The following is a 24,893-nucleotide window of genomic DNA, read 5'->3' as shown; positions in this document are numbered from 1 at the left end:
AACATCTATAATTCAGGAGCTTTTCGCCTCCATCTTGTATGGATTTTCCGGCATCAGCTCCCGGGGCAGCGGCTCCCGTCGCGCCCCCTTCTTCGTGCCGTACTGGGTCGACAGGTAATCCAGTATCGTCTCCTCGGTAGCCGCGTCGAACTGCCATAGATTCTGGGTCGCCTGCATCCAGCGAATCAGACCAAGCCAGTAGTTACGCGACCCGCTGTTCTGCGTAACAATACTGGCGGAATGACAGGCAGTGCAGTTATTACGCACCACCTCCCAGCCATCCGCTATGATAAACCCGGTATCAGGGTCCTTCTCCGCCGCCATGACCGGCAGCGGCATGAGTAAAGCCAGCATCAGGCCAGCCAAGAGTAAGGTCTTCATAGTCCCTTCCTCATGCCACCTGAACCGCGATGCGGTGGCAGGCATTATTCAGATAGCCGCGCGGGTTCCAGCCCGGCACCACCATCGGCTGAGAGTGTCCCTCGCTGTCCACGGCGCGAGCCCAGATCTCGTAGTAGCCTTTTTCGGGGAATACCACCTGCAGCGACCAATGCTGCCAGGCCAATCGGTTGGCCGGCTCCTCCAGCTCGGCCCGCTGCCAGGTTGCTCCGAAGTCGATGGATACATAGACATCCTGCACCGACAGGTCTCCCGCCCAGGCATGCCCCCTGACGGCAAGTGCCTGCCCCATTGCATGCGTAATGCCGGATTTGGGGAAGGTAACAAGCGATTTGACCGGCATGGATTCGATAGTCACCATGTCAGATTTCGGCACCTCTGTACCCGGGGCCACCGGGTATTTCGGTACTGAATAGGACGGGGCTGACATTTTTGGCCCATCATGAACCTTGTTACGGATCACGATCTTCTTAAGCCACTTGCCGGATACTGAACCCGGCCAACCACCACAGACCAGACGCAAGGGATAGCCGTTAAGCAGAGGAATATCCTCGTCGTTCATCGCCCAGGCGATCAGCGACTCCTCCTCCAGCGCCTTTGACATCGGCACGCCACGGGAGATCGCCGCCTTGTTCGGATCACGACTCAGGTGCTCGTCGGCACCATAATAGCCAATATAAACAGCATCGGATTTGATACCACAGGCTTCGAGCACATCACGCACACGCACACCGGTAAAGCTTGGGCAAGCCACAGCCCCCACCGTCCACTGGTTACCACTGGCGGACGGCACAAACTCGGAGCGGCCATTGCCACCGCACTCGATCTGCAATTGGTATGTGTAATTCTTGAACTTCTCTTTCAGTTCGGCGATGGTGAACGTCATCGGCTTTTCACAGGACTCGCCTGCGATCTCCAGCGTCCAGGTCGCCGGATCAATCGACTCCATTGCCGGTGGCAAACCATTATTGCGCACAAACATGCGACTCCCCGGGGTCACCCGATCATCTAACAGATGGGCCGGCGTTTCGGCATTGATGGGACGATCATTGAGCACCGTCAAACCATCCTTACCCTCAAGCGTGAACGGTTCCGTAGTGTTGGCGAAAGCTGCAGGAATCAACCCGCCCGGCATCTTGTCCCCGAAAGGAATGGCACTGGCTCCCAGCGCCGACGCCATCGCCAGCAGACTGGAGCGCTTGAGAAAGCCTCGACGTGATGTCGCATCTACTTCACGATCCCAGAGCTGTTGATCCGCCTTGACCGGATCTTCGGCGTAAAGTTCGTGAATGCCACGTGTATCGCTATGCCCGGCAGAGTCGGGTGTTTTCTTGCTCATGGCGAAAACTCCTCACGCCCGGCGGCTGCGCAGTCTCGATCCATATCGAGGGAATCAGTCTGCCAGGCTGTTCTTATTGGTATTTCCATTCAGGCCAGCGCAGCGCACCGGTCTGGGCAGTATCTCGATTTTGAGCGTAGCAGTTTTTTTACAGTTGACTAATTTATGAACTGTGCAAGCAGTTCCAGGGATACGGAAATGAACCCGAAGTGTAACGGCATACCCAGTTGCGGCCGTTTTCCGTATAATCGCCCCTTTAATGACACAAGCTGATAAGTGAGACTGTGTAACATGGAGCTTTCTGCCCTTACCGCCGTATCCCCGGTTGATGGCCGCTACGGCAGCAAAACTGCTGACCTGCGTGCTGTGTTCAGTGAATTCGGTCTGATCCGTTTCCGCGTACAGGTTGAGATCCGCTGGCTGCAGCAGCTGGCCTCCCACCCGCAGATCCAGGAAGTGCCGGCTCTGAGTGCAGAAGCCAACGCCCTGCTGGACAACCTGGTCGACAACTTCAGTGTCGAGCATGCCGAGCGGATCAAGGAGATCGAACGTACCACCAACCATGACGTGAAAGCGGTTGAGTACTTCATCAAGGAGCAGATCGCCGACAACGCCGAGCTGATGGCGGTCAACGAGTTCGTTCACTTCGCCTGCACCTCTGAAGACATCAACAACCTGTCTCACGCGCTGATGCTGCGTCACGGCGTTGAAGTCACTCGCAACCAGATGCAGCAGGTGACCGATGCCATCGCCGCCCTGGGCCGCGAACATGCTGATCAGCCGATGCTGTGCCGTACCCACGGTCAGACAGCTTCTCCGAGCACCATGGGTAAGGAGATGGCCAACGTTGCTTACCGTCTGCAGCGTCAGCTGAAGCAGATCGACAACATCGAATACCTGGGCAAGATCAACGGCGCCGTAGGTAACTATAACGCTCACCTGTCTGCCTACGCGGATATCGACTGGGAAGCCAATGCCAAGTCCTTCGTTGAGAGCCTGGGCCTGACCTGGAACCCGTACACCACTCAGATCGAGCCGCACGACTACATCGCCGAGCTGTTCGATGCCGTTTGCCGCTTCAACACCATTCTGATCGACTTCGATCGCGATGTCTGGGGCTACATCTCGCTGGGCTTCTTCAAGCAGAAGACAGTGGCCGGCGAAGTGGGCTCTTCCACCATGCCGCACAAGGTCAACCCGATCGACTTCGAAAACTCCGAAGGCAACCTGGGTATCGCCAACGCCATCATGCAGCATCTGGCCGCCAAACTGCCGATCTCCCGCTGGCAGCGCGACCTGACTGACTCTACTGTGCTGCGTAACCTTGGCGTGGGCTTCGGTCACAGCCTGATCGCTTACCAGGCCAGCCTGAAAGGCATCGGCAAACTGGAGATCAACGCTGCACGTCTGGCTGAAGACCTGAACAATGCCTGGGAAGTCCTGGCTGAGCCGATCCAGACCGTGATGCGTCGTTACGGCATCGAAAAGCCGTACGAGAAGCTGAAGGATCTGACTCGCGGCAAGGAGATGAATCAGGAAACCATCCAGAACTTCATCGATACGCTGGAAATGCCGGAAGCGGCCAAGGCCGAACTCAAGGCCCTGACGCCTGCCCTGTACATCGGCAACGCCGCCGATCAGGCAAAGCGCATCTAAGCGATTATACGGGGCCTTCTGGCCCCGTTTTCATATCTGCACCGGAGTAGCACGTATGGAAACCCTGCTCAGTTCCGACCAGCACCCAATTCGTTACATCAGCCTTGGCCGAGGCCAGACGATCATATTCCTGCATGGCTGGACTTCTGGCTCCCGCGAGTGGCTGCCCTTTGCCAACGAGCTGAGCGACCGCCAGCATACGTTCTGCTGGGATGCCCGCGGCCATGGTCAGCACCCAACGCCCCCGCTGGAAAGCATGCAAATGAGTCGCATGGCCGATGATCTTGAATGCCTGATGGAGCATCACGGCATTCGCGATGTCGTACTGGTCGGTCACTCCATGGGCGCACTGATCGCGTGGGAATATATCCGCAACTATGGATTGGGGCGCCTGGCCGGGCTCTGCATCGTCGACCAGTCACCCAAGCTGGTGACCGATCAGGACTGGCCACTGGGCATCTACGGCGACTTCGACTACGACCGCAACCAGGCGTTTATCCAACGGCTTGACGAAAACTTCGCCGAAGGCGTACTGGAACTTGCCGCCAACGGTCTCAACGCACGCAGCCGTGACAACTACAGTCAGAACAGCCGTGGCTTCCAGCAAATGCGTGACTACCTGCGTGGACTCAACGGGCCGGCCCTGACTCACTGCTGGGATTCGCTGACGCAACAGGACTACCGCGACCTGCTGCCCAGGATCGACCGGCCAACGTTGATGGTCTATGGCGATACCAGCCAGTTCTATACCCGCGAAGTACCGGAATGGATCGAGGCCCAACTGCCTCACCCCGAGCTGCACATCTACTCCCAGGCCGACCACTCGCCCCACCTGTGGCACAAGGAGCAGTTTGCTCACCACCTCCGCCAGTGGCTGCGTAAGCTGTAACTGCCCCCTCTCATAAGGCCGCGCAGCACCGTTGCCGGCCTATACCTGCCAATGAGTTTTCCTGCACCCGCTAGACCCCTATAATGCGGCCCATTCCAAACTGCGAGGCCGTTATGCTCGAAAACATCCGCATTGTCATGATCAACACCTTCCACCCCGGCAACATCGGCGCAGCCGCCCGGGCGTTGAAGAATATGGGCCTGGGCCAACTCTGGCTGGTGGATCCGGTCGAATTCCCGCATGAAGAAGCCGACTCCCGTGCTGCCGGCGCCAAAGATCTGCTGGATAAGGCTGTCGTCGTCAGCACCGTGGAAGAAGCCATTGCCGACTGTCAGCTGGTGATCGGCACCAGCGCCCGCCAGCGCAGCTTCGACCAGCCGCTGATGGATGCGGAGCAGGCCGCCAGTATGATGACCGATGAAGCACGTAATGGTCAGGTCGCCATTCTGTTCGGTCGCGAGACCATGGGGCTGACCAACGAAGAGATGATGCTCTGCCACCGCCACCTGTATATCGATGCCAACGAAGACTACCCTGTGCTGAATATCGCCCAAGCGATTCAGCTGGTCTGCTACGAGCTGCGCCGTGCATCGAAACAGGTCGATAAGCTGCCGGAGCCGGCGCCCTACCCTCGCCAGCAAGAGATGGTGCTGTTCTACGAACATCTGGAAAAGGTACTGCGCCGCACCAGCTTCATCATTCCGCAGCACGAAGGCCGAGTGATGGACAAGCTGCGCCGCTACTTCAACCGTACCCGTCCGGAGAAGGCCGAACTGGGCATGCTGCGTGGCATCCTGACCTCGGTCGAAGAGGTGCTTGAACGCGAAAAAACTGACCGGGATTAACCCGCTCCGGATATCCGTACTGATAGAGTAAGAATAATCAACCAGATTGGAGAGTAACGGATGAGTCACGCACAATCCCTGCACACCCTGGCTGCACAGGCAGAAGCCCTGCGCGACCAGTTGAGCCGAACTGCCAAGGATTACGAGCAGTTCGAATTCAATGTTACCGGTGTCCACCAGTGCATGCGCCGGATCCAGAAATGTGTCCGCATGGTCGGCAACGACCGCAAGGCCGCCCTCTCCCAGCGGGATACCCGCAAGGTGATGGCCGAACTGGAAGACGCCGTCACCGAAATGGCGGAGCTGTTGAATCTTAATGACTGAAATACACTGGGGCGACCTGAGCGCCGAGCAGTTTCTGCGTGACTACTGGCAGAAAAAACCTCTGCTGATCCGTAATGCCTTTCCTGACTTCGCCCCCTGCATCAGTGCCGATGAATTGGCGGGCCTGGCTTGTGAAGAGGACGTGGAATCACGCCTGATTGAAACTGATCCAGTCAATGGTGACTGGTCGCTGGAGCACGGCCCCTTCGGCGAAGAGCGCTTCGCATCTCTGGGGCAAAAGCCCTGGACCCTGCTGGTGCAGGCAGTCGACCACTGGGTGCCGGAAGTAACGCCACTGATGCAGGCGTTCGACTTCATCCCCCAGTGGCGTCGTGACGACCTGATGATCAGCTACGCCAGCGATGGCGGCGGCGTTGGGCCTCACTATGACAACTATGATGTCTTCCTGCTGCAGGCGGAAGGCGTTCGACGCTGGGAATACGGCGGGCTGTACGGCGAAGACTCCCCTCGCCGCGAAAATACGCCGGTGATGATCCTGCCGGAATGGCAGGCCGAACAAAGTTTCGAGCTGCACCCCGGCGACATGCTCTACCTGCCGCCCCGTGTCGGCCACAACGGCGTGGGTGTCGGCGATGGCTGTATGACCTGGTCGATCGGCTTCCGGGCTCCCTCGCACAGCGAGATCCTGCAGGGTCTGACCCAAGCGGTATGTGACGGGCTCAGCAGCGACCTGCGTTATGAAGATCCCGATCTTGCTCTGCCCGCCCATCCGGGCGAGATCGACCATCAGGCGATCAGCCGTGTGCAGGAGATCATCCAGCACTATTTGAACGACCCTGAACAGCTGACCCGCTGGTTCGGCCAGTCGATGACCGAGCCCAAGTACCCGGACCTGTCCGGCAATGAAGAGCCCTATTCTCTCGACGAGCTCCGTGGGGCCTTGAGTCAAGGCGCTGTACTGCATGCCAACGAGGGTTCCCGATTTGCCTTTACCGGCAATGATGACCAGGCGCTGACACTGTTCGCCGATGGCCATGCCTTTGATCTTAACGCACCTGCAGCAATCCAGTTTGCACAGCAGCTTTGTGCTCGGGATGAGCTAATTGTCCCGGCCGATGAAGCGCTGGAAACGCTGATTTTGCAGCTGCTGAACCAGGGCAGCCTCTACCTGGATCTGTAGTGCGACATCCGAACAAACCCCAAAAGCCACTCCTGACAGAGTGGCTTTTTTGTATGGACTCGACTTTGGTCGTAAGGAATAAGCAGCATAACCCATTGAAATGGAAAATATTTCGCAATCTGTAGTGAATATATTAATTATTAATTTGGAATAAAAAGATTCTTTTTAATAACTTTAAAGTCATGTAAAAACCTGTTTATTCCGCTACGACCAAAGTGGCTACAACTTAAGGTTTAGCCCCTCAAAACTGCGTGGTTACTCGCCTTCAGCCGTTTTTCACCGAAAACCATGCTGTAGTGATTTTACAGTTTTGTCACGATCCCGAGTGTAGTCTGACTACATCCATTTTGCTCTGCACAAAATCGCTTTGACTCCTCGATTTGGGAGGATCATCATTCGCTTCAACACATCGGGACCGACCCCAAACGGTCCGGATGCAAGATAAGGGACTGGCTTCCGTCTAGCCCGTCCCGACATTACCTAAACACAAACACTGTGAAGGAATGACCATGTCAGATTACAAAACTGAAATCGATGCGATCTCCAGCCTGCGTGCTGCTAACGGCGAAAACTGGGGTATCGACCCGGAATACGCCGCTCGCATGCGTCTGCAGAACCGTTTCAAGACCGGTCTGGACATCGCTCGTTACACTGCCAAGATCATGCGCCAGGACATGGCTGAGTACGACGCTGACAGCGCTCAGTACACTCAGTCTCTGGGCTGCTGGCATGGTTTCATCGGTCAGCAGAAACTGATCGCTATCAAGAAGCACTTCGGTAACACCAACAAGCGTTACCTGTACCTGTCCGGCTGGATGATTGCTGCACTGCGTTCCGAGTTCGGCCCGCTGCCCGACCAGTCCATGCACGAAAAGACGTCTGTACCGGCTCTGATCGAAGAACTGTACACCTTCCTGCGTCAGGCTGACGCTCGCGAACTGGGCGGCCTGTTCCGTGAACTCGACGCTGCCAAAGAAGCTGGCGACGCTGCCAAAGAAACTGAAGTACAGGGCAAGATCGACAACTTCCAGACTCACGTTGTGCCGATCATCGCTGACATCGACGCCGGTTTCGGTAACGAAGAAGCGACTTACCTGCTGGCCAAGAAGATGATCGAAGCGGGTGCCTGTGCGATCCAGATCGAAAACCAGGTATCTGACGAGAAGCAGTGTGGCCACCAGGACGGTAAAGTAACCGTTCCTCACTCTGACTTCCTGGCCAAGATCCGCGCCGTACGCTACGCGTTCCTGGAGCTGGGTGTTGACGATGGTGTTATCGTTGCCCGTACCGACTCTCTGGGTGCCGGCCTGACCAAGCAGATCGCTGTAACCAACGAACCGGGCGACCTGGGTGACCAGTACAACGCCTTCCTGGACGGCGACTACGTTGAAAGCGCTGCCGACATCGACAACGGTGACGTGGTTGTTAAGGCTAACGGCAAGCTGCTGAAGCCGAAGCGTCTGGCCTCTGGCCTGTTCCAGTTCAAGAAAGGTTCTGGCGAAGACCGCGTAGTTCTGGACTGCATCACGTCTCTGCAGAACGGTGCTGACCTGCTGTGGATCGAAACCGAGAAGCCGCACGTTGGTCAGATCGCTGGCATGGTTAACCGCATCCGCGAAGCAGTGCCGAATGCCAAGCTGGTGTACAACAACAGCCCGTCCTTCAACTGGACGCTGAACTTCCGTCAGCAGGTATTCGATGCCATGGTTGAAGCTGGTCAGGACGTATCTGCCTACGACCGCGCCAACCTGATGAGCGTTGAGTACGACGAAACTGAACTGGCTGCCGCTGCAGACGAGAAGATCCGTACCTTCCAGCGTGACGCTGCTCGCGAAGCCGGTATCTTCCACCACCTGATCACGCTGCCGACTTACCACACTGCGGCCCTGTCTACTGACAACCTGGCCAAGGAATACTTCGGCGAAGCTGGCATGCTGGGCTACGTGGCTGGCGTACAGCGTAAAGAGATCCGTCAGGGCATCGCATGTGTTAAGCACCAGAACATGGCTGGTTCTGACATGGGCGACGATCACAAAGAGTACTTCTCTGGTGACGCTGCACTGAAAGCCTCTGGTAAAGACAACACTATGAACCAGTTCTAAATTGGTTCAACAACCCCTTGTAAATCAGGGGGTTGTATTTTCGAGCTATTTCGTGCGTCATTCATGTGCCGAAATTCTCATAAGAGCCGCGCCATTCTTCCCCGAGATGGCGCGGTTTTTTTTGTCTGCCCACACCCAGTCAGGTCAGCCATAGCCATACCCGCATGATTCGCTATAATACTGTTTATATATACAGTATATGGATTCATGCTTATGAACGCAGTCATTCTGGCCCGCGCCACAATACACGCCTCTCTGACGATTCCCCTTTTCCTTGATCGCGTTCCGGCCGGTTTTCCCTCCCCTGCCCAGGACTACATCGAAAAGACACTGGATCTGAACGATCTGTGCATCCGTCATCCGGCTGCGACCTACTTCGTACGCGCAGAGGGCGACTCCATGATCGAAGCCGGCATTTTCAGCGGCGACATTCTGGTCGTAGACCGCTCACTCACGGCAGAGCACGGCGACATCGTCATCGCCAGCATCAGCGGCGAAATGACCGTCAAGCAGCTGGAAACACGACCGCAGGTACGTTTGATGCCCTGCAATCCCAGGTATCGGGCGCTCAACGTGCCCGAAGGGTGCGACCTGGAGATCTTTGGCGTCGTCACCAATGTGGTTCACCGCTTCAGGCGCGGGAGCGAACGATGAGCTCGGTTTTTGCTCTCGTCGACTGCAACAACTTCTATGCCTCCTGTGAACGCCTGTTCCGGCCGGACCTGGCGGGCAAGCCCATTGTTGTGCTGTCCAACAACGATGGCTGTATCGTGGCACGTTCTGCCGAAGCCAAGGCGCTGGGCATCAAGATGGGCGTTCCGGTATATCAGGTTGAGCGTTATCTGCAGCAACATGATGTCGCCGTCTTTTCATCGAATTACGCCCTTTATGCCGACATGTCGGCACGCGTCATGAGCATTCTGGAGGAGCTGGCGCCACGGGTGGAGATCTATTCGATTGATGAAGCCTTTCTGGACCTGACCGGTATCGACTCCATCCAGTCACTGGACGCATTCGGTACTCGGATCAGGCAACAGGTAGGCCAGCATACCGGCATCCGCGTCTGTGTCGGCATTGCGCCGAGCAAGACGCTGGCCAAGCTGGCCAACCATGCGGCCAAGCAATACCCGGCCACGGGCGGCGTTGTCGACCTGACGAACCCCGAACGCCAGCGGCGCCTGCTGGCCCTGGTGCCCGTCAGCGAGGTCTGGGGCGTGGGCAGACGCTTGCGCCAACGCCTGGAAACCGATGGCATACGAACGGCACTGGATCTGGCCTCTGCCAATCCGAAAAGCATCCGCCAGCAGTACTCAGTGGTACTGGAGCAAACCGTGCGAGAGCTGAACGGCGAATCCTGCCTGTCACTGGAAGAGATCACCCCGGTCAAGCAGCATGTCATCTGCAGCCGTTCGTTCGGTGAGCGCATCACCACCTTCCAAGCGATGCGGGAAAGCTATCTGTGAATACACAGTACGTGCGGCAGAGAAGCTGCGCCAGGAGAAACAGATGGCCAAGCGGATCTGCATTTTCATGCGCACCAACCGGTTTAACCAGGCAGAGCCTCAGTACATGCCTTCAGTTAGCGCCGAGCTTCCCTTTCCCGCAAACGACACCCGGGACTTCGTGGAAGCCGCCATGCGCCTGCTACGCGCCAGCTGGTAAGGATGGGTACCGTTACATGAAGGCAGGCGTCATGATGACCGATTTCTACGAGCCTGGGGTGTATCAGCCTAGTTTGTTCGATGATGCCAAGCAGAAGCCCAACTCAAAGGCCTTGATGGCGACTCTCGATCACATCAAAAACAGTGGTAAAGGGCATGTGTACATTGCGAGCCAAGGAGTACAGAAGGACTGGAAAATGAAAAGGCAGAGATTATCCCCTGCCTATACTACAAATTGGAAAGACCTACCGGGCGCTATTTAATCACAGCAACCGCTATAGAACTCGTCAAAGTAGATTTCATCCTCACTCCATGGCCCACGTTCAAGTACATATTCGATTGCATGATCTAGAGCTATCCTGGGGTAGGTGTTCTGTAGAGAGCAGTTCAAACTGCGAATAACAGCGTCATCACCCGACGAGGAACCACCAAATGCTGAAGGACTGAAGTCTTCAGCGATAATGCTATATGCATCTTTCTCCGCGAATCGGATACACCCTTTGGGCAAAGCTTTGAACACTGCTTCCCTTACACGCTGACGAAGTAGCGCTTCTTTTTGAAATATATCTTCATAGGGCTTCTTTGGGTTCCATTGGAATTTCCCAGCCGAATCAAGCGTCTTCATCAAAAGGGACCAGTTATTGAAGCCAGCATGCTTGGCTACGAGGTTTTGACACTGGCTTAACGTATTACCGGAGTGTCGTTTTTCCTCTTTTGCTGCTTCTTTGATCGCACTAACAAGGTCTTCGAAACAGTGCTTCTCGAAGAAGCTACGATGCTCATAGGGAGGGAAGTTGGGCTTTTTCATATCCTTATCACTCTTATAGCACTCAAATTACGCAAGAATGCCAGCCCGCAAGCAAACTGCTCTGAGTAAAAAAGAATGATTAGGTTGTCGATGAGGCTGTTCAACTTCGCAACGCGGGCTTGCAGGCGTGCCTCCTACACCTACACACAGATTACTTAAACCAGGTTCAGAGCTCAAGCATAGACAAGGCAACAAGCAAAACCTGCCTCCTGCCAGCAGGATGTACTGAGAGGCGCCTCTAAGGAATTATTCTGCGACTACTTATACCTACACAAGCAGACATCCATATGGGTGCAACTCAGCAAACCCGCCTAAGCTACGCTTAAGTAACGATTGCTCATCCTTTTGTGTAGTAGCCTTCTAACGTTGGCGTTCCACTAACATCACCGGCTGTAACACAAGCCACACCGCCTCTCTCAATAACACGTTTGCGCGCACCTCCGAGGGAAACAGCGATTCTTGGGTAATCCGCTTCTAGGTCGGGGTATTCCTCTTTCAGCCACTGAGGAAAAGCTTGGGTTTGTACAAGTTTCAACTCCTTGCCGTGGGCCTGAACGGTCCCTTCAGCCAGAGCCTTCACCATCGGTAGGGCTGCCCCACCTCCAGTTAATGCTAAACCCAAAGCCCCGTGCGGAGCTCCCTTAACAAAGCTAGGGTGAACTCGGCTTAAAATACGATCTCGACAAGCTTTCAGCGAATCACCAAACTTAACAACTTGTTCTAGCGAGAGGAATTCATCCAACTGAATCGTGACCAACTGATCATTGAACAACCGCACCACCACTTCCTCATCCCTAAACAGGCGCTCTTTATAGTCCCTGAGGTCAAGCTCTAAGTTTCCAAGAATATTAACCCAATGCGCGTGATTAGAGTCCACTCCCGCCTTTTTCAGAATCAGGCCTCGCAGTAGTCCATCAAGATGGTTACCTGCCTCCGTGATCCCTTCTACAGAGCTTTCCACCTCCAACGCTGTACTTTTTCCTGTATTCTCGTCAAAGTGCATACGATATAGACTGAAATCACTGGTACCGGCACCAACATCGACAATCATAATCAGAGAATCAACGCGGTTTTCCCAGCTCATAATTGAACCAGCAACCCCCAAAGGCTCAGTGATATCCTCCATCACAAAGCCAAAGCTACGTTTTTCCTCCCGCAATTTGGTAACTGCCTGTAGAAAGCTGCTAAGCGGAATTCCTTCCTGAAAGCTTCGATCAAAGGTATCTGCTAGAATTTGTGCTTCACCAAGCATAGAACGCAGTATTTGAGCTGAGTCGCGTGCCTTACTACCCTCAAAACATGGCATTGCAAACCGACGAAGAAGGTTGCGGGGCTCACCGCTTTCCTCCAAACACTGGTTTACCGTCCAGGTTAAAAACATCAGGTAAGCAAGAACCATATCGCCATAAGTGATGTCATTATCTGTAGGGTTAAACTTGGCCAGTACTTTGTTGGTTAGACCTTCCTCGGATAGATATCGCTTAATGTTATCCAAGCGCTGGCGAACCCCATCCTGCGCCTCCAGTGCCGAGCGTTGAACTGCCATCTGGCCGAACCAGAGCAAGCCGCCGCCATCAATGAACACGGATGAGACCAACATATTTTCACTGACCTCCTCTTGATCTCCTGGTACACCAAGCTCAAGGACTTCAATATCCTCATAACCACGTGCTTCAGTAGCGTCCTTTACCAAGGTGACTTTCGACATAGCTGTACCGAAATCCAAACAGAGTCGGCGATCAGCGGGTGGATCGGGCAGGTCGAGAGTACTTGTGTCAAGTTCAATACTCGGCGTGGCCGTTGAGATTTCTTCTGGGTGAGTAATATCTATTACTGGCTTCGCTTGGGAAAGGTCTGATTGTGGCGCGAGTTCGGGTGTGGGCTCCAGAGGTTTTACTGGCATCTCTGGCTGTGTAAGCGCAGGTTCATGATTTGCTGCTGGTAGCGTTGCACCATCTAGCGATGCGAGCGCCACCTGGAGCGCCCGCATCTCATCATCAGTTAGTGAACCACTCAACTCGTAACTATCCTTATCCACCTGTCGAATACGTTTCAGCAGGTTTTTAAGTAGAATTTTCGCCTCAATCGCTTCCATACTCATAGCTCCAAACTCTTAGTCAGCTGGTGTCACCCTAGGCTTCACCAATACTTTAATTTTTCCGCCAAAATCTTTCTGTATTCCGTCGCGCTCTACCCTGATCTTACGCACGCCAAGTTGATGCCCACCAAGCATTTCATGCTGTAATGGGTTGTACTCCAATAATGCCCCTTTCAGGTCCATATGCTTCAACTTACGCATAGTAGCCAGCTGCCTCGCAGCTAGCGCAATTTCGCTGTACCTTGCCGCAGCCTTTTTCACGGTCTCTGCCAACGGAGGGTCTGAGATTTCCAAAAAGGGAACTACCGCTCGTTCCAACTTCTCCATTACAGTTTTGCTTTCTTCCACATTGATCAACAAAGAGCCAATCTGTTGATCCTCCGAATTACCCATTCTATGCTCAGCTTTTCGCTGGCTCTCTGTAATCTGACCACCTTGCTCCCACCAAGCCCTAACCTCCGGCTCAATTTCATGCGCATCAGAAAAATGTGCGGTGATTGCAGGCATAACCTGTGCTCGGGAATGATAGGCGCTACACAAAACATCCATTACAGCCTTGTCAGTACGATTTTGCCGAGCCAATACCAATGCAGCCTCTTTCAGGGCGGTACGTACCTTGTCCAAATTATTTGAGTGACGAATCACCTCTTTCCACAGTACACTCCCAAAAGCTGTCCGAGCCTTATCCAACATGATATAGGTTGGGGCTAATAAAGCGTGTGAAAAACGTAATTCGATGATACGCAACAACATGGCTAGCGCATCATCGAGAATATCCGTCAGTACGGCCGTTTCGGCGTCTTTTTTGCTGGTTTTTGTCATAGCTGCGACCCAGTCAGCCAACGCCAAACCTGCATCAGGACCAACTTCACCTTCCCAAACGCGCACTACTTCATTCATGGTGCTGCTTATACGGCGTATGCGCTTGTAGCGCGTGTCGTCACTCTCAATGACTCTTAGTGTCTCGAAGGAATGTTGACTCTGTTGCCAAAACATCGACAGAGAGCCTGAGGATTTAAGTGCCGTATGTAGGAGAACACGGCGTGCCTTTTCCGCGGTATCAGTTAGTACTGCTTGCGTTGTGCAATATTCAGTTATCCAAGATGACTTTAACGCTGAAAAACTAAGGGCTGCATAGTATTTCTCGTCACCATCAGCAAGCTCTTCAATGGGTAACGGGGGCTCATCATACAGCTCCGGCAACCTGGCGAAGACCTCATTCTCGCGACCACGAGCCACCGCAGATAAACGCCCTAACACCGCTGCAGCAAGCAAGCGATTTTCAGCATCATTCCCATCACCCATCAGGGCAAGATCCATTACCGCATCGCAAACGGTAGTAAGGTTGCTATCTTTGATCAACGCTTGGATTTTCTGTTTCGCCATAACGCGAGTCAGCAGTGCATTAACTTCTCTCAGATCGCCTGCTTGCTGGATAAATTCCATTTGCGCCTCAACGCTAAGAATGACCTTAAGCCCTATTTTTATATCTTTGTTTTCCATGCACTAGAGTTCTCCAATGGAATTAGGTGACTGAGTAAATTCTCCAATGATATCTATAAGAATCACCTATAGTGATTAGTGCCTTTCAGTGGTCACAACGTACCGTATAGCTGATTGCTATCAAGAATCTTCTCATTCGCAGAAACTACCTCGTTGAGCTCCCTAAGTTGCTTCACGGTGAGAGAAGCCGATTTCTTCCCGTCTCTTTTTTTGTCAATGTAAGATCCGGGGCCATCATAGAGAACGTTATACGTAGCATCTTCGTGGATCTGAATAACGATTAGGTGCTCAAACGATCTTTTGTCCAAGCCTAGTCCTACGCCCTTACCGTTTTGGATGTGTTGAGTCGTCTTGATCTGCACACTGATCCCAGTGCCGGTCATCACATCGTGTGTTTTGGAATTCGATGGTAACTGCTTGAGGCCCCAGTGCGTTGTTGCAATTGCCTCTCCAACATCCCCTATCATGCGACCATCGAGTGTGAATGGCAGACTTGGGAAGTGCCTGCGCAACTCATTACGAGCCGCATAAAGCTGTTTGAGTGCTTCTGCTGGGGTCATCTCTGTCCTTGAGGCCATCTCACAATCCAAGCCAAGTCCCTCCTGTTCACTACTAATGTAGAGTCCATCACCGCTTACGCCTAACATGTCGGCATCTACTGCACGTAAGCGTTTTTATTACCCTGAATCCGTTCGATTGTTGCTGCACGCTCACGCTCAGCATCGTTAACTGGGTCCATGCGACTCCATGCTTCAAACAACTGCCGCTGTTTGCGGCTGATACTTAGACCGTACTGGTCTGCCATGTAGAAATAAGTTCGCGCTATGTCGCCTCGCACAGATTCAGGTGGCTCTGCTACGCGCTGTTTGAAGTCCACTTCAAAGTCACAAGCACCATAGGCACGCGGCTCACTAGCGATCATGCCAAAGCGGAAGTTGGATCGGTCACCGTTGAGTTCACCAACAGCAGGCACAAGATTGTACAGATCCGCTTCCATCTGTTTGAAGACGGGGTCCTTACCACACCCCTTGCGCCCCCCGTCCTGCCAACACTGCAACTGATGACCAAACTCCCAGGCAGGCACCACATGCTCCCATTCAATGCGGGCCGCTCGGTTGGCGTTCTTGCGCGGTTGCAGACCACAACTATCGGCAAGCGGGGTCAGACGCTTTCGGTCAGGTTTATCTGGATGCGGCGCTAGAGAGTAATCACAACCACAATAGAAGGTTACCCGGTCGGCACCGGTGTAGACCTCACGATCTAGGATCTTCTTGGCGGCGCTGAAGGATGATGGGTGGTCGGCAAATGCCACTGTTGAAGTCAGCAGCAGAACGACGGCCAGATGGTAACGCATGCTATCTCCTTGCATCTCAAACTCCTCGGAAATGTCTCCATTCCCATGCACCAGTAGTGTACCTTATCATCACGGAACCACAATCTAAGGACAGATAGGAATTACAGATGGAAAACCGGATCCCTCTACCAACTGATAGCCTCTACAAATTCTGTGCGCTCTTCGGAACGTTGATCGTTATCTTCTCTTTCGGTGCACTGCTATATGTGAACAAAGCTAAGAATGACCTGGTCTTCTCCTCAGTAGTTCGGTTAGGGGAATTGCAGGACATCCAAAGCCAGCGTGATCTAAAAGCAGCCGAAATAGCCGACAAGAAGTCCATAGAACGCATGCTTGAGATTGCAGGACAGGACCATGACACCCATGTTTTCCTGATTGCTCTCGGGATCGTTGTTGGAACGATTGTGGGCTTGTTCGGTTATCTACGCTGGTACCACAAACTGCAGCGTTACCAGGATGAGATGATGAAGCTGGAGTATTACAAGCTTAGGCGCGAAGTTTCAAAGCTCTGAAGCACAGCACCACTTGTCCCTTGAATCCTCCCCCTCATGACCTCATGTAGATTGTTGGCAATCAAGCCTTATGGAAAACTAAAAAGGACTTTCATGACAATTCAAACCGTCTTGCCTGGTAACGTTGTTGTTACCGATTTTGGCGCATATCAGCATTTCTCCCTGGCGTCCGATCAACTCTCAAGCAACGGCTTCCCCAAACTCATTTCTGCCACTAAACGGACAGGAACTGTCCAGGAAGAAGAATGGGATGCTGTAACCCAGGGCAAAACCACTTTCGTTGCGAAGGTGCCCGAAACTGACTTAGCAGTTTCTGTAATTCTTGAGCGTGCTAGATCTCATATCGGTCAGTGGAAGTACAGTATTACAGGCTCAAACTGTGAGCACTTTGTGAATACAGTACGCGGCCTAAAATTCGATTCTAAGCAAGTATCAGCCGGCGTATCTGGAGCTATGCTGGGCGCAGCTCTGGTTGGCACTCTGTCGGAAAAACCAACTACATTTAAATTCCTGTTAGGGGCTTTGGCAGTCGGTGGTATAGCTGTAGCAGCGAGCAAAGTGAAGTCACAGGACAAACCGCAGTAATAAATTACGAGACGCACAGGGAGGTGCATCGTGACAAGACGTACAAGACTTACCCTGACGAGGAAGAAAGCTCAGGCAATTATCATCGATCATGACATTCGCGTGATCGTCAGAAACGCTCAGGGCGGCAAGGCGAAAATCACCATTGAGGCGCCTGAAGATGTGGACATTATCAGGGAGGAGTTAGATGGCATACTAGATGTTGAAATACCATCTCAAAGCTAACGCTTTGACACCTCTTCTATTAATTCCACGAGAGACTTACCGTTACTTGGTAGTCGGGTGACCGCTTGATCGAACTCTTTGGTGGTAGCTAGCGGCTTATCTTTCCATGGCTCTTGGAAGACTTTGGCATGCTCTGCTGGGATATCCTCAGATGCAACAAATCCATCATCCGGTACACCTGGGTACACGCCAACAACCAGACTTGAAAAAACTGGCAAGTTATTCAAAATACAGTACGACTGTATTGGTTCTAATAATCCACCACTGCTCTTGCTGGCACTTCACTCAACTGCTCAATAGTATTCATAAGTGATCGTTTGCCGCTAGCTTGCCAGCAATACCAGCAAAGGCCATATCTGCTCAGCCCGATGCCCCCTTTTAATCTAACCCTCCCATTCGCTCCATCCTGTTTCTATGATTAAGCATTCCACAGTCGAACAAATGTGATCACTGCAACTCCAACCCCTCCTAGTACAAAGAACACAAGCTGTGCCCAGAAAAGTCCCAATGTTCTCCGGCCTACGAGCCGGGTATCGCGGTGCAGATGACGTTGCCCCTTAGATCGATGACGCGCATTCTGAGCGGTCACTCGAAAGTCATGAAGCCTGTTCAAGGCACAAGCCAAAGCCAGTATGACTGACACACCCAAGGTTACTAAGCAGAAACCTGTCCAAAATTTCAGGTGGGTACTGAACGAATACTCGGGGGAAACGCCAGAAGCAACGAAAACCACTAAACCGATCGACAGCCCAAGCACCAGGTTGGTGACTGCTGATAGCTGAGCGAGCGATATGGCCTGCCAACGCACGAAGCTATCATTGTACCGTTTGCACTCCTCTTCTGATTGCACACCCTCGTTCCCCACCTCAATACTCCTTCAAAGTACTGCATCCCTTCTGAAAGTAGTAATCAAACACCGGCATCGCAAGCCAGAGGAGACAGTAAATGCCATCATCCACTTGTACTGCACCGTGCTGGCTGTCTGGCTTGGATACATCATCCTCTCGATTTGGCAGAACGCTTCTGTACTCACTTCAAGCGGCATAACTCCTTCAAGATTCTTACAGATGGAGTGCAGGCCTGAAAAACATACAGGTGGAGTTGGACACTCAACAGATCAGGGCACTGTAGGTTGGCTGTAACGCCTTACAAAGCTGAAATAGTTGGGATCTGATCACTCATTATTCACTTATGCCGCCTCCTGCCTCCGCTCCCGTCCTCCTTGCGCGCCTCGCTGCGCTCGGTGCTCGGGGACTGCGCTCGGCAGTTCGGCTAAGTAATTTACAGAGCTATTTAGAGATCAGTGATGAGACGCCCTCCGGGCGTTTTGATAGATATTAATATATAAGGATAAAATATCTTTTATAAACAATAGGTTACATACCTAAAGGCAACCAATTGACGTTTCTTAAAACTACAAAAGAAACACTTATTGGTTTCTATCTTAAGGATAAACCGCTAAATTCGTGCTCCCTAAATTCAAATAATACTCTTTACCAAAAACAAGTAAGAAGATTACATGTCAACCACACCCACCCAAAATGAACACATGCAAAAAAGCATCCTAGATGCAGTTACGACCTTAGCCCAAAGAGTCGACAACCAAGACAAGATATCCATCCCATCTGGATTTCGCGGTACTATTGAGCAACGTCCTAAAGGGGAGCTAGGTCAATTCCAGGCAATTGGAATCCTTAGAGATAGTCCATTCGGCCCGCCAGATGTCTTCGATGTATTGGAAAAGACTTCGAAGGGAGCTTTCAAGCTCTTCAATCAAATCAAACTTCACTATGACCGGAAAACTGGACTTGCCAGACTACCGAAGCCCTACGAAACCAAAGGAGAGCAAGTAGTCTTCAGTCGTTACATTTCAGAGCTGAATCGTAACGATCTTGTGAGAAAAGTAAAAAGCCGTAAAACCGCAGACGGCACGGAAGAGCTTGTATTTATGATTAATCCAAGCTTCATAAAGTGCTTCGAATTTAAACGTGCTAAAGCCTTGTGGGACAGCCTTCCTTCAAAAGCCCCCTAACGAACTTTGGGTATGACGATACGATTAATAGCTCTTGCCCAATCCCCAGAGGTAAGGAACCAGGCCTGGAGACCGCCGCGCAGCGGTGGAGGGTCTAGGCCGCCTGTTCCGGCACCGATGGGGATTGGCACTGGGCTCACCTAGCTGCAACGTTCCCAAACAATGGGTATCATTGCCTCCATACACACATCGCACTCAAGGACAGATCCACCCCATGTTTGAACAAGCCTTTAAGAACATCGACGACATCCTGCACAAGGACGCGGGTTGCTCAAGCGAGCTGGACTACACCGAGCAAACGTCATGGATGCTGTTTTTGAAGTACCTGGACGATCTCGAACAAGAGAAGGCGATGCAGGCCGAACTCTACGGCCTGCCCTATGAGTACATCCTGGATCAGGACTACCGCTGGGGCACCTGGGCCGCACCCAAAACCCCGGATGGGCAGTTCGACCATAACAACGCCCTCACCGGCGATGACCTCAAAGAGTTCGTGAACCATGAACTCTTCCCCTATCTGGCTCGCTTTAAACAGAGTGCCGAGAGCCCCAATACCATCGAGTACAAGATCGGGGAAGTCTTTAACGAGATCCGCAACAAGCTCCAGAGCGGCTACACCCTGCGTGATGCCCTGGAGATCGTGGACGGCCTGCGCTTCCGCTCCCAGCGGGAAAAGCACGAGCTGTCCCACCTGTACGAAACCAAGATCAAGAACATGGGCAACGCCGGCCGCAACGGCGGTGAATACTACACCCCCCGCCCGTTAATCCGCGCCATGATCAAAGTGACCCGCCCCACCATCGGGGAACGGATCTACGATGGCGCGGTGGGCTCCGCTGGCTTCCTCTGTGAGGCGTATGACTACCTACGCTATGACGAGCAGGGCAACACCCGCGAAGACCTCTCCACCGGCGACCTGAAGATCCTGCAGGAGGCCACCTTCTTCGGTAAGGAAAAGAAGAGCCTCGCCTACGTTATCGCGATCATGAACATGATCCTGCACGGTATAGAAGCCCCCAACATCGTCCATACCAACACCCTGGCCGAGAACATCCGCGATATCCAGGAGAAGGATCGCTACGACGTCATCCTCGCCAACCCACCCTTTGGCGGGAAGGAGCGCAAGGAGATCCAGCAGAACTTCCCGATCAAGACAGGGGAAACCGCTTTCCTGTTCCTGCAGCACTTCATCAAGATGCTGAAGGCCGGAGGCCGGGCCGCTATCGTCATCAAGAACACCTTCCTGTCTAACACCGACAACGCTTCCATCGCCTTGCGTAAGGAGCTGCTGCAGAGCTGCAACCTGCACACGGTACTGGATATGCCCGGTGGTACCTTTCTCGGGGCCGGTGTAAAAACGGTTGTGCTGTTCTTCACCAAGGGCGAACCCACCCAGAAGATCTGGTTCTATCAACTAGATCCGGGCCGAAACCTCGGCAAAACCAACCCGCTCAACGACCGGGATATGGAAGCCTTCGTGAACCTGCAGCGGGACTTTGCTGACAGTGAAAATTCCTGGTCAGTGGACGTATCCGACATAAATACCAGCACCTACGACCTCTCGGTGAAGAACCCCAATCGTAGTGATGAAGTGGCGCTACGTGATCCAGTGGATATCCTGGATGAGATTGCGGCACTGGATGCTGAAGCGGCAGAGATCCTGGCGGGTATCAGGGGGATGCTGTAATGACTTTTTGGCAACCAAGGAAGCTGTCAGAAGTTTGTGTAATAGACAAACAGCAGGGAAACCACATCGGACTACCCTACGTAGGCATGGAACACATAGAAAGCGGTACGGGACGTTTCATCGGAGACTTGGCACCGGTTGAAGTAAAGAGCACCACCTTCAAGTTCTCATCGGATCATGTACTTTACGGTCGTCTCCGCCCCTATCTAAACAAAGTGATGGTGCCCGACTTCGAGGCGGGACATTGTTCAACAGAAATTTTCCCACTACGTCCAGTTAAAGAGCAACTCTGCAAAAAGTTCTTGTTCTATTGGCTCACCATGCAGTCTACGGTCGATCATATAAATCGAACCTGCACCGGTGCGCGGATGCCAAGGGCAAACATGAACGAAGTTTTAACATTCACTATTTCTGTACCGCCACTGCCCGAACAACAACGCATCGTCACCCTTCTGGACGAATCCTTTGAAGGGATTGAGGCGGCGACCGCGAAGGCAGAGCAGAACCTGAAGAACGCCCGAGGGCTGTTTGATAGCTATCTAAATTCACTATGCAGGAATCATAGTGGAGAAGGCAAAATTACCACACTTGGGGAAGTCTGCGATCTTTACCAAGGACTAGCAATCAATAGTAAAACTAAGCATCTACTAGACGAAAACGGGAGTATTCCATTACTAAGAATAAAAGATCTTAGAAATGGAACCTCTGAGCAATTTGTGAAGAATGAAGGCTGGCCGTCTAATGCCTATATCGAACCCAACGATTTGGTTTACACACGAACAGGACAGATAGGTTTAGTATTCAAAGGGCGAGAAGGCGTACTACATAACAACGCATTTAAAGTATCACCCAGAAGCGAGCTTTCTCCGGAGTATTTGTATTGGTGGCTACAGCATACTGATTTTAAAGATTTAATAATCAGTCTTGCATCCCGCGCGGCTCAACCTGACATAACACACAAGCTATTCAAAGAGCAGAAGATATTTCTTCCAACTATAAATGCACAATTATCAGCAGCAGAAAAGCTCGACCTTCTCAACGAAGAAGTTAGTCAGCTCGCCACTATCTACCAGCAGAAGCTCAGTGCACTCTCCGAGCTAAAACAGTCCATACTCCAGAAGGCCTTCGCCGGAGAACTCCACTAAGTTTGCGATCCAAGGATGGAACCATGAACGAAGCCGAAACCCGCGCCGAACTGATCGACCCCGCCCTGGCTCAAGCCGGCTGGGGTGTTGAGCTGCACAGCTACATCCGGCGCGAATACCCCATCACCTTGGGTCGTCTGCAAGGCTCCGGTAAACGCGACAACCCCAAAGCCGCTGACTACGTGCTGGTCTACCGTAACCGCAAGCTGGCGGTAGTGGAGGCCAAGAAGCGCAGCCTGCCCGATACCGAGGGTGTAGCCCAGGCCAAGGAGTATGCCGAGCGGTTGCAGGTCCGCTTCACCTACTCCACCAACGGGGCCGGTATCTATGAAATCAACATGGAGACCGGGGAGGAGCAGTACGTCGAGCGTTACCCCACTCCTGAGGAGTTGTGGCACCGCACCTTCTCCGAAGAGAACCCCTGGCGCGACCGCTTCGCAGACGTCCCCTTTGAGGATAAGGGCGGCTACTTCCAGCCCCGCTACTACCAGGACGTCGCCATCGAGAATGCCCTGGCCGCGATAGCAGACGGACAGCAGCGCATTCTACTCACCCTGGCCACCGGGACGGGTAAAACCGCTATCGCCTTCCAGCTCGCCTGGAAGCTCTACCAGAGCCGCTGGAACCTCTCTAAAGAGCCCAACCGGCGACCGCGCATCCTGTTCCTGGCGGATCGCAACATCCTCGCGAACCAGGCCTTCAACAGCTTCTCCGCTTTCCCTGAGGATGCCCTAGTTCGAATAGCCCCAGACGAGATCCGCAAGAAGGGTCGGGTGCCTAAGAACGGCAACATATTCTTCACCATCTTCCAGACCTTCATGAGCAAGGAGGATGGTTCCGGTGAACCCTACTTTGGTGATTACCCGAAGGATTTCTTCGACTTCATCATGATCGATGAGTGCCACCGAGGCGGAGCCAATGATGAAAGCACCTGGCGGGGTATTCTGGAATACTTCTCCCCCGCCGTTCAGTTGGGCCTCACCGCTACCCCCAAGCGTCAGGGCAACGCCGATACTTACGCCTACTTCGGCAAGCCGGTCTACACCTACGCCCTGAAGGACGGTATCAACGACGGCTTCCTGACCCCGTTCAAGGTGAAGCAGATCGCCACCACTCTGGATGATTACCGCTACACCTCAGATGATCAGGTGATCGAGGGCCAGGCTGAACTGGGCAAGCTGTACCAGGAGAAGGACTTCAACAAGATCATCGAGATCCGCGAGCGCGAAGCCTACCGGGTCAAGCTGTTCATGGACCTAATCGACCAGAACCAGAAAACCCTGGTGTTCTGCGCCACCCAGAACCATGCCCTGCTGGTTCGGGATCTGATCAACCAGACCAAAACCAGCAAAAACCCGAACTACTGTGTGCGCGTCACGGCAGAAGACGGAGCCATCGGGGACAACTTCCTGGAGGCGTTCCAGGACAACGAGAAAACCATCCCCACGGTACTCACCACCTCACAGAAGCTATCCACCGGCGTGGATGCCCGCAACGTGCGTAACATCATCCTGATGCGCCCGGTGAACTCCATGATCGAGTTCAAACAGATCATTGGACGCGGCACCCGCCTGTACGATGGTAAGGACTACTTCACCATCTACGACTTCGTGAAAGCCTACGAACACTTCAGCGATCCAGCTTGGGATGGTGAACCTGCGCCCTGTGATACCTGTGGCGCTTCCCCCTGCGAGTGTGAACCAGGACCAACCCCACCGCCTCCCGGAGAGTGCGAAAAGTGTGGCCAAAGCCCCTGCATTTGCGAACCAGAACTCTGCCCGGAGTGTGAGAGCACCCCCTGCGTTTGTGAGCGCGTATGCAAAGTCTGCGACCAGACCCCCTGCATCTGTGAGAATAAGCTGAAGGTGAAGCTCTCCGATGGAAAGGTGCGCACCATCCAACACATGATGATCACCACCTTCTGGGATCCAAGCGGCAAACCCATTTCCGCCGGTGAGTTCCTTGAGAACCTCTACGGCCAGCTCCCGGAGTTCTTCAAAGATGAGGATGAACTGCGCGCCCTCTGGTCCGATCCAGAAACCCGCCGTAAGCTCCTCGATAACCTCGCAGAAAAAGGCTTCGGCACCGACCAACTCAACGAGATGAAGCTCATCATCAATGCTCAGGACAGCGATTTATTCGATGTACTGGCTTACGTTGCCTTCACCCTTGACACTCAAACTAGGCAACAGCGCGTGATGGATCGCAAGGCTCACATCTACAGCCACTATGACGACAAGCAGCGTACCTTTATCGAGTTTGTACTGGATCAGTACATCAAGGAAGGTGAGGAAGAACTGGATCAATCCAAGCTGGGGCCATTGCTAGAGCTGAAGTATCACTCGGTGAGTGATGCGGCGGCTGTGTTTGGAGGGGTGACTCAGATCAGAGAAGTGTTCAAAGGCTTCCAGCGGTACCTCTACGATCGAGGATAATCAGAAATAACAAAACGTTTGTCTATCAGGTATTTCCTGAAGCCGATACATACCCGATAGGCTAACAATGACTACACCATCGTGAGGCCATGTAACATGTGACCTCCACGCTGAACCTAGCCCTAATAGAACTCTGGTGACGATATACTAACT

Annotated in this window: 24 protein-coding genes; 17 read left to right on the top strand and 7 right to left on the bottom strand. The window is 53.1% G+C overall.

Annotated features, from left to right (window positions below; translation table 11 throughout):
• Positions 1-12: 12 nt before the first annotated feature.
• Positions 13-381, bottom strand: coding sequence for a hypothetical protein (locus ABD013_RS04480; RefSeq protein WP_343802883.1), 369 nt, complete (start codon positions 379-381; stop codon positions 13-15).
• Between the two features lie 10 nt (positions 382-391).
• The gene (locus tag ABD013_RS04475; protein WP_343802880.1) at positions 392-1,738 is read right to left on the bottom strand and encodes a sulfite oxidase; all 1,347 of its coding nucleotides are present in this window, start codon (positions 1,736-1,738) and stop codon (positions 392-394) included.
• Positions 1,739-2,029: 291 nt separating this feature from the next.
• Here ABD013_RS04475 and purB point away from each other — a divergent pair, with 291 nt between their 5' ends.
• The 10 genes from purB (at position 2,030) to ABD013_RS18470 (ending at position 10,619) form a co-directional block, all read left to right on the top strand.
• Positions 2,030-3,394 carry an adenylosuccinate lyase gene (purB, locus tag ABD013_RS04470; RefSeq protein ID WP_343802877.1) on the top strand — a complete coding sequence of 455 codons (1,365 nt, stop codon included), beginning with the start codon at positions 2,030-2,032 and terminating at the stop codon, positions 3,392-3,394.
• 55 nt (positions 3,395-3,449) lie between these two features.
• Complete coding sequence (locus ABD013_RS04465; RefSeq protein WP_343802873.1) at positions 3,450-4,283, top strand: alpha/beta fold hydrolase; 834 nt, start codon at positions 3,450-3,452, stop codon at positions 4,281-4,283.
• A gap of 113 nt (positions 4,284-4,396) precedes the next feature.
• Positions 4,397-5,128 carry an RNA methyltransferase gene (locus tag ABD013_RS04460; RefSeq protein ID WP_343802870.1) on the top strand — a complete coding sequence of 244 codons (732 nt, stop codon included), beginning with the start codon at positions 4,397-4,399 and terminating at the stop codon, positions 5,126-5,128.
• Positions 5,129-5,188: 60 nt separating this feature from the next.
• Positions 5,189-5,452 carry a hypothetical protein gene (locus ABD013_RS04455; RefSeq protein ID WP_343802867.1) on the top strand — a complete coding sequence of 88 codons (264 nt, stop codon included), beginning with the start codon at positions 5,189-5,191 and terminating at the stop codon, positions 5,450-5,452.
• On the top strand, positions 5,445-6,593 hold the full coding sequence (locus tag ABD013_RS04450) for a ribosomal protein uL16 3-hydroxylase (RefSeq protein WP_343802864.1): 1,149 nt from the start codon (positions 5,445-5,447) through the stop codon (positions 6,591-6,593). The genes ABD013_RS04455 and ABD013_RS04450 overlap by 8 nt, the downstream gene beginning before the upstream one ends.
• A gap of 509 nt (positions 6,594-7,102) precedes the next feature.
• Positions 7,103-8,695, top strand: a complete 1,593-nt coding sequence (locus ABD013_RS04445; protein WP_343802861.1) for an isocitrate lyase — start codon at positions 7,103-7,105, stop codon at positions 8,693-8,695.
• Positions 8,696-8,908: 213 nt separating this feature from the next.
• Positions 8,909-9,349 (top strand): translesion error-prone DNA polymerase V autoproteolytic subunit, encoded by a 441-nt coding sequence (gene umuD / locus ABD013_RS04440; protein WP_239042263.1) that lies wholly within the window; start codon positions 8,909-8,911, stop codon positions 9,347-9,349.
• Positions 9,346-10,158 carry a Y-family DNA polymerase gene (locus tag ABD013_RS18480; protein WP_425543384.1) on the top strand — a complete coding sequence of 271 codons (813 nt, stop codon included), beginning with the start codon at positions 9,346-9,348 and terminating at the stop codon, positions 10,156-10,158. Before umuD ends, ABD013_RS18480 begins: the two co-directional genes overlap by 4 nt.
• Positions 10,088-10,357: a DinB/UmuC family translesion DNA polymerase gene (locus tag ABD013_RS18475; protein ID WP_425543383.1), complete on the top strand. Its 270-nt coding sequence runs from the start codon at positions 10,088-10,090 to the stop codon at positions 10,355-10,357. Before ABD013_RS18480 ends, ABD013_RS18475 begins: the two co-directional genes overlap by 71 nt.
• 16 nt (positions 10,358-10,373) lie before the next feature.
• The gene (locus ABD013_RS18470) at positions 10,374-10,619 is read left to right on the top strand and encodes a DUF4113 domain-containing protein (protein WP_425543382.1); all 246 of its coding nucleotides are present in this window, start codon (positions 10,374-10,376) and stop codon (positions 10,617-10,619) included.
• On the opposite strand, the gene ABD013_RS04430 is transcribed toward ABD013_RS18470, so the two are convergent.
• The 5 genes from ABD013_RS04430 to ABD013_RS04410 all read right to left on the bottom strand — a co-directional run bounded on the left by ABD013_RS04430 (position 10,616) and on the right by ABD013_RS04410 (position 16,119).
• Entirely contained in the window at positions 10,616-11,164 is a 549-nt protein-coding gene (locus ABD013_RS04430; protein ID WP_343802858.1) for a hypothetical protein, read from the bottom strand. The genes ABD013_RS18470 and ABD013_RS04430 overlap by 4 nt on opposite strands.
• Positions 11,165-11,501: 337 nt before the next feature.
• Positions 11,502-13,259 (bottom strand): hypothetical protein, encoded by a 1,758-nt coding sequence (locus ABD013_RS04425; protein WP_343802856.1) that lies wholly within the window; start codon positions 13,257-13,259, stop codon positions 11,502-11,504.
• An 18-nt stretch (positions 13,260-13,277) separates the two neighbouring features.
• Positions 13,278-14,765: a hypothetical protein gene (locus tag ABD013_RS04420; RefSeq protein ID WP_343802854.1), complete on the bottom strand. Its 1,488-nt coding sequence runs from the start codon at positions 14,763-14,765 to the stop codon at positions 13,278-13,280.
• A gap of 92 nt (positions 14,766-14,857) precedes the next feature.
• Positions 14,858-15,412, bottom strand: a complete 555-nt coding sequence (locus ABD013_RS04415) for a DUF6998 domain-containing protein (RefSeq protein WP_343802851.1) — start codon at positions 15,410-15,412, stop codon at positions 14,858-14,860.
• An 8-nt stretch (positions 15,413-15,420) separates the two neighbouring features.
• Complete coding sequence (locus tag ABD013_RS04410; protein WP_343802848.1) at positions 15,421-16,119, bottom strand: endonuclease; 699 nt, start codon at positions 16,117-16,119, stop codon at positions 15,421-15,423.
• A 107-nt stretch (positions 16,120-16,226) separates the two neighbouring features.
• On the opposite strand from ABD013_RS04410, the gene ABD013_RS04405 reads away from it, so the two are divergent.
• The 7 genes from ABD013_RS04405 (at position 16,227) to hsdR (ending at position 24,740) form a co-directional block, all read left to right on the top strand.
• Entirely contained in the window at positions 16,227-16,631 is a 405-nt protein-coding gene (locus ABD013_RS04405; RefSeq protein WP_343802845.1) for a hypothetical protein, read from the top strand.
• Positions 16,632-16,724: 93 nt separating this feature from the next.
• Positions 16,725-17,216 carry a lecithin retinol acyltransferase family protein gene (locus ABD013_RS04400; RefSeq protein WP_343802842.1) on the top strand — a complete coding sequence of 164 codons (492 nt, stop codon included), beginning with the start codon at positions 16,725-16,727 and terminating at the stop codon, positions 17,214-17,216.
• Between the two features lie 30 nt (positions 17,217-17,246).
• Positions 17,247-17,441 carry a carbon storage regulator gene (locus ABD013_RS04395; protein WP_343802839.1) on the top strand — a complete coding sequence of 65 codons (195 nt, stop codon included), beginning with the start codon at positions 17,247-17,249 and terminating at the stop codon, positions 17,439-17,441.
• A gap of 1,519 nt (positions 17,442-18,960) precedes the next feature.
• Positions 18,961-19,473 carry a hypothetical protein gene (locus ABD013_RS04390; protein ID WP_343802836.1) on the top strand — a complete coding sequence of 171 codons (513 nt, stop codon included), beginning with the start codon at positions 18,961-18,963 and terminating at the stop codon, positions 19,471-19,473.
• 214 nt (positions 19,474-19,687) lie between these two features.
• Positions 19,688-21,160, top strand: coding sequence for a class I SAM-dependent DNA methyltransferase (locus tag ABD013_RS04385; RefSeq protein ID WP_343802833.1), 1,473 nt, complete (start codon positions 19,688-19,690; stop codon positions 21,158-21,160).
• On the top strand, positions 21,160-22,305 hold the full coding sequence (locus ABD013_RS04380) for a restriction endonuclease subunit S (RefSeq protein WP_343802830.1): 1,146 nt from the start codon (positions 21,160-21,162) through the stop codon (positions 22,303-22,305). The genes ABD013_RS04385 and ABD013_RS04380 overlap by 1 nt, the downstream gene beginning before the upstream one ends.
• A 23-nt stretch (positions 22,306-22,328) precedes the next feature.
• Positions 22,329-24,740, top strand: a complete 2,412-nt coding sequence (hsdR, locus tag ABD013_RS04375) for an EcoAI/FtnUII family type I restriction enzme subunit R (protein ID WP_343802827.1) — start codon at positions 22,329-22,331, stop codon at positions 24,738-24,740.
• Positions 24,741-24,893 lie beyond the last annotated feature (153 nt).

This window comes from Marinobacterium maritimum (genome assembly GCF_039523155.1).
Taxonomy (GTDB): Bacteria; Pseudomonadota; Gammaproteobacteria; order Pseudomonadales; family Balneatricaceae; genus Marinobacterium; species Marinobacterium maritimum.
Note: the sequence above shows the minus strand (reverse complement) of the source record. Positions and strands in the feature narration are given on the sequence as shown.

Bases quoted from the DNA above. Each gene is read 5' to 3' on its own strand.
- ABD013_RS04455 (WP_343802867.1), top strand. From the start codon at position 5,189: ATGAGTCACGCACAATCCCTGCACACCCTGGCTGCACAGGCAGAAGCC.
- ABD013_RS04475 (WP_343802880.1), bottom strand. From the start codon at position 1,738: ATGAGCAAGAAAACACCCGACTCTGCCGGGCATAGCGATACACGTGGC.
- ABD013_RS18480 (WP_425543384.1), top strand. From the start codon at position 9,346: ATGAGCTCGGTTTTTGCTCTCGTCGACTGCAACAACTTCTATGCCTCC.
- purB (WP_343802877.1), top strand. From the start codon at position 2,030: ATGGAGCTTTCTGCCCTTACCGCCGTATCCCCGGTTGATGGCCGCTAC.
- ABD013_RS04390 (WP_343802836.1), top strand. From the start codon at position 18,961: ATGTCAACCACACCCACCCAAAATGAACACATGCAAAAAAGCATCCTA.
- ABD013_RS04445 (WP_343802861.1), top strand. From the start codon at position 7,103: ATGTCAGATTACAAAACTGAAATCGATGCGATCTCCAGCCTGCGTGCT.
- ABD013_RS04480 (WP_343802883.1), bottom strand. From the start codon at position 381: ATGAAGACCTTACTCTTGGCTGGCCTGATGCTGGCTTTACTCATGCCG.
- ABD013_RS04420 (WP_343802854.1), bottom strand. From the start codon at position 14,765: ATGGAAAACAAAGATATAAAAATAGGGCTTAAGGTCATTCTTAGCGTT.
- hsdR (WP_343802827.1), top strand. From the start codon at position 22,329: ATGAACGAAGCCGAAACCCGCGCCGAACTGATCGACCCCGCCCTGGCT.
- ABD013_RS04430 (WP_343802858.1), bottom strand. From the start codon at position 11,164: ATGAAAAAGCCCAACTTCCCTCCCTATGAGCATCGTAGCTTCTTCGAG.
- ABD013_RS18470 (WP_425543382.1), top strand. From the start codon at position 10,374: ATGAAGGCAGGCGTCATGATGACCGATTTCTACGAGCCTGGGGTGTAT.
- ABD013_RS04385 (WP_343802833.1), top strand. From the start codon at position 19,688: ATGTTTGAACAAGCCTTTAAGAACATCGACGACATCCTGCACAAGGAC.
- ABD013_RS04425 (WP_343802856.1), bottom strand. From the start codon at position 13,259: ATGGAAGCGATTGAGGCGAAAATTCTACTTAAAAACCTGCTGAAACGT.
- ABD013_RS04465 (WP_343802873.1), top strand. From the start codon at position 3,450: ATGGAAACCCTGCTCAGTTCCGACCAGCACCCAATTCGTTACATCAGC.
- ABD013_RS04415 (WP_343802851.1), bottom strand. From the start codon at position 15,412: ATGTTAGGCGTAAGCGGTGATGGACTCTACATTAGTAGTGAACAGGAG.
- ABD013_RS04450 (WP_343802864.1), top strand. From the start codon at position 5,445: ATGACTGAAATACACTGGGGCGACCTGAGCGCCGAGCAGTTTCTGCGT.
- ABD013_RS18475 (WP_425543383.1), top strand. From the start codon at position 10,088: ATGTCATCTGCAGCCGTTCGTTCGGTGAGCGCATCACCACCTTCCAAG.
- ABD013_RS04405 (WP_343802845.1), top strand. From the start codon at position 16,227: ATGGAAAACCGGATCCCTCTACCAACTGATAGCCTCTACAAATTCTGT.
- umuD (WP_239042263.1), top strand. From the start codon at position 8,909: ATGAACGCAGTCATTCTGGCCCGCGCCACAATACACGCCTCTCTGACG.
- ABD013_RS04410 (WP_343802848.1), bottom strand. From the start codon at position 16,119: ATGCGTTACCATCTGGCCGTCGTTCTGCTGCTGACTTCAACAGTGGCA.
- ABD013_RS04380 (WP_343802830.1), top strand. From the start codon at position 21,160: ATGACTTTTTGGCAACCAAGGAAGCTGTCAGAAGTTTGTGTAATAGAC.
- ABD013_RS04460 (WP_343802870.1), top strand. From the start codon at position 4,397: ATGCTCGAAAACATCCGCATTGTCATGATCAACACCTTCCACCCCGGC.
- ABD013_RS04400 (WP_343802842.1), top strand. From the start codon at position 16,725: ATGACAATTCAAACCGTCTTGCCTGGTAACGTTGTTGTTACCGATTTT.